Origin of the sequence: uncultured Prevotella sp. (assembly GCF_946407605.1) — a bacterium.
In the GTDB taxonomy this organism is placed as follows: domain Bacteria; phylum Bacteroidota; class Bacteroidia; order Bacteroidales; family Bacteroidaceae; genus Prevotella.
Genome location: NZ_CAMJOS010000013.1, coordinates 48,612 through 60,900, shown reverse-complemented (window position 1 = coordinate 60,900; position 12,289 = coordinate 48,612). Strand labels below are relative to the sequence as shown.

The 12,289-nt window shown below is 48.7% G+C and carries 10 protein-coding genes; 7 read left to right on the top strand and 3 right to left on the bottom strand.

What is annotated here, in order from left to right:
• Positions 1–139: 139 nt before the first annotated feature.
• The 3 genes from Q0R57_RS07330 to Q0R57_RS07320 all read left to right on the top strand — a co-directional run bounded on the left by Q0R57_RS07330 (position 140) and on the right by Q0R57_RS07320 (position 3,388).
• Positions 140–841 (top strand): hypothetical protein, encoded by a 702-nt coding sequence (locus tag Q0R57_RS07330; protein ID WP_294745374.1) that lies wholly within the window; start codon positions 140–142, stop codon positions 839–841.
• A 14-nt stretch (positions 842–855) separates the two neighbouring features.
• Positions 856–1,869: a GGGtGRT protein gene (locus Q0R57_RS07325; protein WP_294745372.1), complete on the top strand. Its 1,014-nt coding sequence runs from the start codon at positions 856–858 to the stop codon at positions 1,867–1,869.
• A gap of 79 nt (positions 1,870–1,948) precedes the next feature.
• On the top strand, positions 1,949–3,388 hold the full coding sequence (locus tag Q0R57_RS07320) for a tagaturonate reductase (protein ID WP_294745370.1): 1,440 nt from the start codon (positions 1,949–1,951) through the stop codon (positions 3,386–3,388).
• A 108-nt stretch (positions 3,389–3,496) separates the two neighbouring features.
• On the opposite strand, the gene Q0R57_RS07315 is transcribed toward Q0R57_RS07320, so the two are convergent.
• Genes Q0R57_RS07315 through Q0R57_RS07305 form a run of 3 tightly spaced genes read right to left on the bottom strand, consistent with a single transcriptional unit; the run spans position 3,497 to position 8,005 of the window.
• On the bottom strand, positions 3,497–4,981 hold the full coding sequence (locus Q0R57_RS07315) for a DUF5687 family protein (protein WP_294745367.1): 1,485 nt from the start codon (positions 4,979–4,981) through the stop codon (positions 3,497–3,499).
• A 2-nt stretch (positions 4,982–4,983) separates the two neighbouring features.
• On the bottom strand, positions 4,984–5,592 hold the full coding sequence (locus Q0R57_RS07310) for a LolA-like putative outer membrane lipoprotein chaperone (RefSeq protein WP_294745364.1): 609 nt from the start codon (positions 5,590–5,592) through the stop codon (positions 4,984–4,986).
• A 10-nt stretch (positions 5,593–5,602) separates the two neighbouring features.
• On the bottom strand, positions 5,603–8,005 hold the full coding sequence (locus tag Q0R57_RS07305; RefSeq protein WP_294745451.1) for a DNA translocase FtsK: 2,403 nt from the start codon (positions 8,003–8,005) through the stop codon (positions 5,603–5,605).
• A 150-nt stretch (positions 8,006–8,155) separates the two neighbouring features.
• On the opposite strand from Q0R57_RS07305, the gene Q0R57_RS07300 reads away from it, so the two are divergent.
• The 4 genes from Q0R57_RS07300 to Q0R57_RS07285 all read left to right on the top strand — a co-directional run bounded on the left by Q0R57_RS07300 (position 8,156) and on the right by Q0R57_RS07285 (position 12,283).
• Positions 8,156–8,800 carry a 3'-5' exonuclease gene (locus Q0R57_RS07300; protein ID WP_294745362.1) on the top strand — a complete coding sequence of 215 codons (645 nt, stop codon included), beginning with the start codon at positions 8,156–8,158 and terminating at the stop codon, positions 8,798–8,800.
• On the top strand, positions 8,772–9,938 hold the full coding sequence (locus Q0R57_RS07295; protein ID WP_294745359.1) for a class I SAM-dependent rRNA methyltransferase: 1,167 nt from the start codon (positions 8,772–8,774) through the stop codon (positions 9,936–9,938). Before Q0R57_RS07300 ends, Q0R57_RS07295 begins: the two co-directional genes overlap by 29 nt.
• A gap of 148 nt (positions 9,939–10,086) precedes the next feature.
• A complete protein-coding gene (gene tilS, locus Q0R57_RS07290) occupies positions 10,087–11,295 on the top strand; it encodes a tRNA lysidine(34) synthetase TilS (RefSeq protein WP_294745449.1) in 1,209 nt (402 codons plus the stop codon).
• Positions 11,296–11,410: 115 nt separating this feature from the next.
• Complete coding sequence (locus Q0R57_RS07285) at positions 11,411–12,283, top strand: RNA polymerase sigma factor RpoD/SigA (protein ID WP_294745356.1); 873 nt, start codon at positions 11,411–11,413, stop codon at positions 12,281–12,283.
• Positions 12,284–12,289 lie beyond the last annotated feature (6 nt).

Here is a 12,289-nt window from a genome sequence, read left to right as displayed (position 1 = left end):
AAAAAGAGGGACGGACCAAGCATCCGTCCCTTTTCTTTTTTCTTTCAATAAAAAAATCTACCTAACTTTAGGTATTTTCAATGAAAATGTGTAACTTTGCAGCCACGAAAACAAATTCACTATTTTAAAATAGGTAACAATGATTTATTCTAAGGAAGTTGAAAACATGTGCGTTGTGGCCAAAGGCCCCAACCACGGTCCTGCTCCCATCCCCGAAGAGGGCAAGTGGATTCAGGCCAAAGAGATCAAGGACATTTCGGGCTATACCCACGGTATTGGCTGGTGCGCTCCTCAGCAGGGTGCTTGTAAGCTGAGCCTGAACGTGAAGGACGGCGTCATCCAGGAGGCACTCGTCGAGACCATCGGCTGCACAGGTATGACTCACTCAGCTGCTATGGCTTCTGAGATTCTGCCTGGTAAGACCATCCTCGAGGCTCTGAACACCGACCTCGTTTGCGATGCTATCAACACCGCTATGCGCGAGCTCTTCCTGCAGATTGTCTATGGTCGTACACAGAGTGCTTTCTCTGAGGGCGGTCTGGCTATCGGTGCTGGTCTGGAAGACCTGGGTAAGGGTCTCCGTTCACAGACTGGTACACTCTATGGCACTGTTGCCAAAGGTACACGTTATCTGGAACTGACTGAAGGTTACATCACCAAGCAGTATCTCGATGCCAACAACGAGGTTTGCGGTTACGAGTATGTCCACCTCGGCAAGATGATGGAGGCTATCAAGAACGGCATGGATGCCAACGAGGCTCTGAAGAAGTTCACCGGCTCTTACGGTCGCACAAGCGAGGAGCAGGGTGCAGTTAAAGCTATTGACCCACGTAAAGAATAAAGGAGGATACGACTATGATTAGAAAAGTACAGTTTGAGAGTCAGGAGCGCCGTATCAACCAGGTTCTTGCTGCTCTGAAGGAGAATGGCATCAACTCTATCGAGGAGGCCAACGAGATTTGTGAAAAGGCAGGTGTGGATCCCTACCAGATGTGTGAGGAAACTCAGCTGATCTGCTTCGAGAATGCCAAATGGGCATATGTTTGTGGTGCTGCTATCGCCATCAAGAAGGGTGTGAAGACAGCCGCTGAGGCTGCTGAGGCCATCGGTATCGGTCTGCAGAGCTTCTGCATTCCTGGTTCAGTAGCTGACGATCGTAAGGTAGGTATCGGACACGGTAACCTTGCCGCTCGTCTGCTCCGCGAGGAGACTGAGTGCTTCGCCTTCCTGGCTGGTCACGAGAGCTTCGCTGCTGCCGAGGGTGCCATCAAGATTGCCGAGATGGCCAACAAGGTTCGTAAGAAGCCCCTCCGCGTGATCCTGAACGGTCTTGGCAAGGACGCTGCCCAGATCATCAGCCGTATCAACGGTTTCACATACGTACAGACTCAGTTCGACTACTACACTGGTGAGGTGAAGGTCGTGAAGGAAGTTCCTTATTCTGACGGTCCTCGCGCCAAGGTGAAGTGCTACGGTGCTGACGACGTTCGTGAGGGTGTTGCCATCCTGTGGAAGGAGAACGTTGACGTATCTATCACTGGTAACTCTACCAACCCCACCCGCTTCCAGCACCCCGTGGCTGGTACCTATAAGAAGGAGCGCGTGCTCGCTGGCAAGCCTTACTTCTCAGTAGCTTCTGGTGGTGGTACTGGTCGTACCCTGCACCCCGATAACATGGCTGCAGGTCCCGCTTCTTACGGTATGACTGACACGCTGGGTCGTATGCACTCCGACGCTCAGTTCGCAGGTTCTTCTTCTGTTCCTGCTCACGTTGAGATGATGGGCTTCCTGGGTATTGGTAACAACCCCATGGTAGGTGCTACGGTGTCTATCGCTGTGGAGATTGACCTCGCCCTGAACAAAAAGTAATCTGATTACTTCATTATAAGAACAGCCAGAAGCGACCGTGCTCCTGGCTGTTTTCTTAAAAACAGACAAACAATTAGAAATGAAACCACTAAACAAACAATTCGCTCCTAAGAGCGTCATGCCTGAGAAGGTGATTCAGTTTGGCGAGGGAAACTTCCTCCGTGCTTTCGTGGACTGGATTATCTGGAACATGGACCAAAAGACCGACTTCAACGGCTCTGTCGTCGTTGTGCAGCCTATTGAGAAAGGTATGGTTGACTGGCTCAATGCACAGGACTGTCTCTACCACGTCAACCTGCAGGGTCGTGAGAACGGTAAGCCCGTCAACACCCTCGAGCGTATCGACGTCATCAGTCGTGCCCTGAATCCTTACACACAGAATGCAGCCTTCATGGCGCTGGCCGATCAGCCCGAGATACGTTTCGTCATCTCTAACACTACCGAGGCTGGCATCGCTTTCGACCCCACCTGTAAACTTGATGACGCTCCCGCCAGCAGTTATCCTGGCAAACTGGTACAGCTGCTCTATCGCCGCTATCAGACCTTCAACGGCGATATGTCGAAGGGTCTTATCATCTTCCCCTGCGAGCTCATCTTCCTCAATGGTCATGTGCTCAAGGATTGCATCTATAAGTATATCGAACTGTGGCAACTGGGCGACGGCTTCAAGGTATGGTTCGAAGAGGCTTGCGGCGTTTATGCCACCCTCGTAGACCGCATTGTGCCAGGCTTCCCCCGCAAGGATATTGCTGAGATTCAGGAGAAGATTTCGTATCGCGATAATATGGTGGTGCAGGCAGAGAACTTCCACCTGTGGGTCATCGAGGCTCCGAAGGAAGTGGAGAAAGAGTTCCCTGCCGACAAGGCTGGACTGCATGTGCTGTTCGTACCCTCAGAGGAGCCTTATCACAAGCGTAAGGTTACCCTGCTCAACGGTCCTCACACAGTGCTCTCACCTGTGGCCTTCCTCAGCGGCGTCAACATTGTGCGCGATGCCTGCAACCACGAGGTCATCTCAAAGTATATCCATAAGGTGCAGTTCGACGAACTCATGCAGACCCTCGACCTGCCGATGGACGAGCTGGAGAAGTTTGCTGGTGACGTGCTCGAGCGTTTCGACAATCCCTATGTTGACCATCAGGTTACCAGCATCATGCTCAACTCATTCCCCAAGTTCCAGGCTCGAGACCTGCCTGGCGTGAAAACCTATCTGGAACGTATGGGCGAGCTGCCTAAGGGTCTTGTCTTCGGTCTTGCAGCCATCATCACTTATTATAAAGGTGGTAAGCGTGCAGACGGTACAGAGATTGTGCCTAACGACGACCCGAAGATTATGCAGCTGCTGTCTGACCTCTGGGCTACTGGCGACACACAGAAGATTGTTGATGGCGTGCTCGCTGCTGAGTTTATCTGGCAGGAAGACCTCAACAAGATTCCTGGTCTCAACGCCTTGCTCAAGCAGTTCCTCGACCTCATTCAGGCTAAGGGAATGCTCGAAGCAGTCAAGACAATTCTTTAAGACGTCAAGACTATTATCAAATAAAATAGGTGAAGCTGTTAACAGTTTCACCTATTTATATTTTATGAGACTATCTTTTTAAATGAAAGAAGGTGTTTTGTCTCGGATTTATCGTGAAGCACGGAAACCTTCGAGATTCTCGTATTTACGTTTCATCATGCGGACATAGATGTGGCGCAACCAGATAGGATGCGTGAGGGTAAAGATAAGACCCACGATGGAAAGCACGATATAGGCAAAGTCCTCGTTTACCAGCAGGATGAGCACAGACACCAGCACCAGCGGCGTGATCATAGCCACCAACTGGATGATGAGCTGGATGCCGTTCTCCACATTGTTCTTGCCCGTAATCTTTTCGTTCAGAGGCAACGTCTGCTTATTATAGACAGCCAGTTGGAACAAAGTGAAATAGAGCAGGCCGCTGCTGAGCAGCAGGTAGGCCAGCATCATAAGGGGCGAGAACTTGCCAGCGATGACGGCGGGCAGCATGAGCAGCAGGGGAACGAAAAGGATGGCTACATGGAAGTAGTACTTGGCCTTGAGCAGCATGAGCGTGTTCTCCTTGTTGGTCATCAGCAAATCGATATAGTTGCCCTCGGGTCCCATGACTTTGACCAGCGTGGTCATGCCGTAGAGTCCGAAGCAGTAGAAGCACCAGAAATTGAGCATCATACGGCCGTCGTAGATAGGGGTATAGGATATGAGCAGCGAGAAGACGGTGATGAGGGTCAGACTCATGATTACTCGAGAACGGATGGCCTTGTTGCGCATGATGGACTTCAGTTCGAGCTTGAGGTACTCACCCGTCTGTCCGAAACGCTCAAAGAAAGTGAACTGCGACACGTTCTTCATGGTTGTCTCTTTCTTTTCCTGCTTGGCAATCTCCTCACGAACAAAGCGGAACTGCATCCAACGGTTCACAAAGAAAAGACCAGCAAGCAGGGCTATACAGAACAGAGGGAAATACCAGGCATAGGTGAAGTCACAGAGGAAATCCATCTGTTTGTCGAACAGGTCGGCATCGATAGGCAATAGCAGCCAAAAGCCACCATAGACCAGCACAGGGAGAAACCACCAGAGCAATGAACGTCCGCAGAGGGTGCGCACCATGAGGTAGAACTGACTGTTGGACATGGTGAGGATCAAGCCACAGATGATAACCGACAGAGCCGAGAAGAACGAGGCACCACCAAAGAAGATGATGATGGCATAGGGCACATAGAGCGACAGCCACGTCAGGTTATAGCCAGTAATCAGCGAGTTGACCAGATAGGTTTCGACAACAGAAAGGAAAGGCATGGGCTGAAGCAGATAGGGTTTGGCCACCACAGAGGGTGTCTGCTGTACGGCAAAACGCATACCAAAGTCGATGGTGAGCCACAGGGGAACCATTGCCAGCAGGATGGTGTAATGATGGCTCTCGGCTGCTGGCATAGCCATCACAACACCCAAGAAGATGAGGTAGAAAATCATGAAGCCGGCACCGATAACCATCATGACTCGGGCGACAACACTCTGTTCGAAAGCGGGGCTGCGGCGAATAGCGAGGCTATTCTGCTTGCGCAGCATCAGAAAAAGTTTCCAACGGTTCATATTTATCTCAGGTCGATGACTTCAGCCGTGGGGAAGTCCTTAGAGTTAAAGCGGAAGACATTATCGCTGAGTTTGGCTGTCTTCAGGTTACTAATGGTAAAGGTAGTCCACTGCTGCTTTTGGAGCAACTTAACTTCTGTGGGGTGATAGGTTTTCTTATCAACGGTGATATACATCTCACGTACCTTCTTTGAAGCGTCAGTAGCTGTGAGGTGCACTTGGAAGGCATTGCCCTTCTGGGTCATGGTGTAGTCGAAGCCTTTCTTGTACATGTTGATGAAGTTGTAGGGATTCATCACTTGCAACTGCGAGTCAGAGGGTGTGGTGACATTCACCTCGTCGTTGTTAGCCATATAGGTCCATAGAGTCTTACCGTCGAACCATAGCGTAGCCATCGATGTGGTGGCAGTAAACATGCGACCTTTGACGGAAATCCTTCCGCTGGTGTCACCATACTGAGCACTATTCATGGTGAAGTCGGCCTGCACGCCATTCTTAGAACTGACGGCAGCAGCACATTTATCAAGTACCTTCTTGGCATCTTGAGCATGCGAGGAAGTCCACGACAGACATCCAAGCATCATTGTCAAAACAAAAACAATCTTTTTCATATCTTATATTTTAATGAAGAGAATTCAGTAAGTTCTCCAGACTCATATCATCCTGGATAAGCACCTCGCGAGGCTTTGAGCCGTGAGCCTGGCCCACAATGCCTGCCTTCTCCAACTGGTCCATCAATCGGCCAGCACGGTTGTAGCCAATGGCAAACTTACGCTGGATGAGGCTCGTTGAGCCACTCTGCTCGTGAACAATGAGTCGGGCGGCATCGTCGAACATCGGGTCAAGGTGGCTCAGGTCGGCATCGTTGCTACCAGAAGAGGCTCCATCGCTTTCACCTACAGGAGGCTCGGGCAGCTCGTAAGGCTCCAGATAACCCTGTTGGTCGGCAATGAACTGATTGATTTCATCAACCTCAGGGGTATCGACGAAAGCACATTGTACACGCACAGGATCGTTGCCCTGCAGATAAAGCATATCACCACGTCCAATAAGCTGCTGGGCACCCATACGGTCAAGAATGGTCTTAGAGTCAATGCCTTGCGACACCTTGAAGGCAATACGGGCAGGGAAGTTAGCCTTGATGGTACCCGTAATGATATTAGTGGTAGGACGCTGCGTGGCAATGATCATGTGGATACCCACAGCACGGGCCTTCTGGGCAATACGGGCAATGGGCAGCTCTATTTCCTTGCCTGCCGTCATAATCAGGTCGCCATACTCATCAATGACCACTACGATATATGGCATGTACTTATGTCCCTTCTCTGGATTCAGCTTGCGGGCAATGAACTTGCGGTTATAGTCCTTGATATTACGTTCGCCAGCAGCCATCAGCAGCTCGTAACGGGCATCCATCTCCACACAGAGCGACTGCAGGGTGCGAATCACCTTGGTAGTGTCTGTGATGATGGCCGACGCATTATCGTCGGGCACCTTAGCAAGGAAGTGGTTGGCTATCTTGGCATAGATGCTGAACTCAACCATCTTGGGGTCAACCAACACAATTTTCAGTTCGGCAGGGTGTTTCTTATATAATAAAGAGGTGAGAATGGCGTTCAAACCAACAGACTTACCCTGACCAGTAGCACCAGCCACCAGAAGGTGAGGCGCCTTAGCGAGGTCGAACATAAACACCTCGTTGGTAATGGTCTTACCCATAGCACAGGGCAACTCCATCGTGGCTTCCTGGAATTTCTTCGAGTCGAGTACGCTACGCATCGACACTACATTCTTCTTCTCATTAGGTACTTCGATACCGATGGTTCCCTTACCTGGTATAGGTGCGATAATACGGATGCCAAGAGCCTTCAACGACAGGGCGATATCGTCCTCCAGGTTACGAATCTTGGAGATACGCACACCCTGGGCTGGCGTAATCTCATAGAGCGTGATGGTAGGACCAACGGTAGCTTTGATGCTGCTGATTTCGATGCCGAAGTTGCGCAGCACCTCCACAATGCGGTTCTTGTTCTTCGTCTGCTCCTCCATGTCAATATAGGGCTTGCTGTCGTCTTCATATTCCTGCAGCAAGTCGAGCGTGGGATAGTGATAGTTCTCAAGGTCGCGCTTGGGGTCGTAGGGTTCCAAATCTTCTATGGCCACCTGAGGTGCATCGGCGTCGCCTTTCTCCTCTTCACCAGCCACAACAATCTCAATATCAGGATCGGCAGGATGCTCTGTCTCTGTCGGCGTAATGGTCACCTGAGGCTCGTCATCCTCTTCAGTACCAAAATCAACGACTTGCGTCTCAGGATTATCGTAAACAGGGTCATCATCCGTCTTAATCAGGTTCTCGTAAGAGTCATCGGCAGGCACCTCTGTAGAATCGGCGCTGCTTACCGTAAACTTCACCTTGTCGATGAAGCGCATGGGATTCAGGATCTTACGTATCCACACAATAGTCTCGGAACTGACATACATCAGCACCAAAATGGCCACCACTATCAGCACAGCCAATAAGCCTGGAGTACCAATATAGCGCTCTATAAAGCGGTATACATATATGCCATGTTCACCACCAGGACAGAAATGGCTATCAGGCACCAGAGGTGTAGCAAACTTGGCCAGCGCCACAGAGAACCACTCGACAAAAAGGGCGATACCAATAAACCACTTAAGCAACGAAGGCCTATAAACCTTCATCACTGCCAGCGAAACAAGGAAACAGAACAAGGGAATACCGAAAGCAGCCACTCCGAAACAGCGATTCATAAAGAAATAGGCGGCATAGGCACCCAGACTACCTACGGAATTGCCAAACTTCTGAGGCTCGTTGGCCAGATCGCCCTCTCGCAAATTCTCAATGATGCTCTGGTCAGCAGCACCCGTCGTGAAAAACGAGACAAAAGCCCACGTCAGACAGATGGACAATGCAAAGAGCAACATGCCCAAAAAGAAGTGCAAGCGTTCGTTCTGAAATATCTGAATTATATTTTTAATACCCAATGACTCCAACAATGACATGCGTGGACCCTGAGATGCCGATTTCTTACCTTTTTTCTTTGCCATTTTTCTTCTTATTGTTAATTCTTCTGCAAAATTAGTCGAAAAAAATCAGTTATCATCAAAAAAAGACATTTTTTTTGTATTTTTGCACCTCGAAAACAATAAAACATGTCGAAAACGGTATATAACAAGTATGACAAGGCGCGAATTTCGTCGCTTCCCGTCGCTCAGTTCGAAGGAAGAATCATTGTGATTCTGACTCCCGGAGAGACAGAAAAGGCTGTACGCTATCTCTTGTCGCAAAGGATTTTAGGATTTGATACGGAGACAAGACCTTCGTTCAAACGTGGACATCAGTATAAGGTGTCGTTGCTACAGGTGGCAACACCTGACACCTGCTTCTTGTTCAGATTAAACCACACTGGATTCACACCAGCACTCATAGAACTGCTGGAGGACAAGACAGTTAAGAAGATTGGCCTTTCGTGGCACGATGACATCAACTCACTACATAAAATTGGCGATTTTAAAATCGGCCATTTCATCGACATACAAGATCATGTCAAAGATATAGGTATAGAAGACTTGAGCCTGCAGAAGCTGTATGCCAACCTGTTTGGAGAAAAAATCAGCAAGCGACAGCAGCTCAGCAACTGGGAAGCAGATATCCTAAGCGACAAACAGAAGATATATGCTGCCACCGATGCGTGGGCTTGCATCAGAATTTATGAAGAGCTGATAAGACTAAAGGAATCAAACGATTACGAACTAATTATTCAAGAAAATGAAAACAATATATCTGAAACGCGGTAAGGAAGAAAGCCTGCTTCGCTTTCACCCTTGGATATTCTCAGGTGCTATTCATCATGCCGACAACGGCATAGAAGAAGGAGAGGTGGTGCGTGTGGTCAACGAAAAGGGCGGTTTCATCGCTGTGGGCCACTATCAGCAGGGCTCTATCGCCGTACGAGTCCTGACCTTCAACGATGTGGATATCGACGAACAGTTCTGGACATCACGTCTGCAGTCGGCGTTTCAGATGCGAAAAGACATCGGACTGGCCGATAATCCTAACACCAACGCATTCAGACTGGTGCACGGCGAGGGTGACCTGCTGCCAGGACTCATCATTGATATATATGACGACACCGCTGTGATGCAGGCTCACAGCATCGGTATGCACCTGGCTCGTCACGATATTGCCAAGTCGCTGGCAAAGGTAATGGAGGGAAGAATATCGAACATCTATTATAAAAGCGAGACCACCCTACCCTTCATGGACCCAGAAAACGGTTTCCTGCTGGGTAAGACAGACAATAACATTGCAATGGAAAATGGGCTGAAGTTCTATGTGGACTGGCTGCGAGGCCAGAAAACGGGCTTCTTTGTTGACCAACGCGAGAACCGCGCCCTACTGGAAAGATACGCCAAAGGCAAGCGAGTGCTGAATATGTTCTGTTATACAGGTGGTTTCTCGTTCTATGCCATGCGTGGTGGTGCTGAACTGGTGCACTCTGTTGACAGCTCGGCAAAAGCCATCGAACTGACAAGACGCAACGTGGAACTTAACTTCCCTAACGACTCGCGACATGAGGCATTCTGCGAAGACGCCTTCAAATATCTGGACGGCATCAAAGACTATAACCTTATAATACTTGATCCGCCAGCATTCGCTAAGCACCGCGGTGCCTTACACAATGCCCTTAAAGGCTATACACGCCTGAATCAAAAAGCTTTCGAGAAGATTGAGAGAGGCGGTATTCTGTTTACGTTCTCCTGTTCGCAGGTGGTGACGAAAGACCACTTCCGAAATGCTGTCTTCACAGCTGCGGCATTGGCCAAACGTAAGGTACGAATCCTGCATCAGCTGCACCAGCCTGCCGACCATCCCATCAACATTTTCCATCCAGAAGGCGAATATCTAAAGGGACTTGTTCTCTATGTTGAATGATTTGAGGTATAATGTCTAAGATTATTTAGGTTTGAGGTTTCTCCACACGATAGCACAATTTATTGAACGACAGCATCTGCTTAATCGCGAGAAGCGTTATCTAGTTGCCTTGAGTGGTGGCGCAGACAGCGTTTGCATGTTGATGGTGATGCACCAGATGGGCTATCAAATCGAAGCTGTTCATTGTAATTTTCATCTAAGAGGTGATGAGAGCAACCGAGATGAAAACTTTGTGAAAGAGCTGTGCAAACAACTTCACATTGAGCTTCACTTAATTCATTTTGACACAATTACATATGCCAAGATACATCAAGTAAGCATTGAAATGGCTGCACGTGAACTACGATATCGTTATTTCGAGGAATTACGACAGGATATTGGAGCCGACGGCATCTGTGTAGCTCACCATCAGGACGACTCAGTGGAAACCATCCTCATGAACCTACTTCGAGGCACTGGCATTCATGGCCTCACTGGCATCAAAGCCCGCAACGGCTATATCCTAAGACCTTTACTCTGCGTCAGCAGGAACGAGATTACGGCTTGGCTTGAAGAACAGAAGCAACCATTTATTACGGATTCATCGAACTTAGAGGCCGATGTCACCAGAAACAAGATACGTCTAAACATCATTCCACAGTTAAAAGACATTAACCCCAGTGCCTGTCAGCAAATCCTAACCACAGCTCAGCGACTAAATGAGGCAGCAGCTGTCTATGATGAAACTATGCGTGAAACATTGTCGAGAATCAAAAGCAACGATTCCATCGACGTTAACACGCTTATACAGGAGCCATCGCCTGAAAGCATTCTCTTCGAATGGCTCATGCCATTGGGGTTTTCTCCCAAAATCATCGAGAGCATCAGTTTGTCGCTGAACACGCTACAGGCTGGAAAAGAGTGGCAGTCGGCTTCTCATCAGCTAACTTTCAACCAGGGCCGTCTTATGGTAGAGCCTGTAACAGACGAACTCCCCACCCTTCGCATTCCTGAAACTGGTAACTATATCTACCATGAAACGGCTAAACTGCGTATAGAACTAATCCATGGGCAACATATAGAGAAGGACCCCTCAAAGGCCTCGCTCGACGCATCGAAAGTTCATTTTCCCCTAACTCTTCGCCCAATAAGAACCGGTGATCGCTTTCAGCCCTTTGGCATGAAAGGTACCAAATTAGTGAGCGACTATCTGACAGACCGCCATATCAGCATCTTCGAAAAACGTCGCACTTTAGTGCTCTGCGATAGAGACGGACAGATTATATGGCTGGTGAACCACCGACCAGACACCCGCTTCTGTATCAATGATATATCTCAAGAAACGCTTGCTTTTTCATTTTTTAACACAAAAAAGTAGCCTTTCGGAGAACAACGTATCGATATTTTTAGTAACTTTGCATCCGCAAATTGAAGTATTATAAGGTATAGACCTAAATATCAGGCAGTTAGTTTAAAAATTTGAGGTACAGAAGATGAGACAACTAAAAATTCAGAAGAGTATCACCAACCGTTCGAGTGAAGCACTTGACAAGTATCTTGTCGAAATTGGACGTGCTCCTCTCATCAGTATTGATGAAGAGATTGAGTTGGCACAGAAGATTCGTAAAGGCGGACTCGAAGGCGAGCGTGCTAAGGATAAGTTGGTAACAGCTAATCTGCGTTTTGTCGTTTCAGTGGCAAAGCAGTATCAGCACCAGGGTCTTACGCTTACTGATTTGATTGACGAGGGTAATATTGGTCTGATTAAGGCTGCTCAGAAGTTTGATGAGACACGAGGTTTTAAGTTTATCTCTTATGCCGTATGGTGGATTCGTCAAAGCATTCTGCAGGCTATCGCAGAGCAGAGCCGTATTGTGCGTCTGCCGCTGAATCAGGTAGGCTCTCTTAATAAGATTAATCACGAAATCAACAAGTTTGAGCAGGAGAACCAACGTCATCCCTCTGTCAGTGAGTTGGCCGAGATGACAGACATCGACGAGGAGAAGATTGGACAGTCAATGCAGGCCGATAGTCACCATGTGTCTATCGACGCTCCTTTCCAAGATGGTGAGGACAATTGTATGCTCGACGTGATGGCCTCTGGCGATGATAGTCGTACAGACCGTCAGGTTGACCACGAGTCGATGGCCCAAGAGCTGAACTCTGTTCTTTCAAAAGTACTGAAAGACCGTGAGATTATCATCATCCGCGAGTGTTTTGGTATAGGCTGTCACGAGAAAGGCCTTGAGGAAATTGGCGACGAACTGGGACTCACCCGCGAGCGTGTTCGTCAAATTCGTGAGAAGAGTATCGCTAAACTTCGCGACTCAGGCAACGCCAAAATTCTGATGAAATATCTGGGTTAAACAATA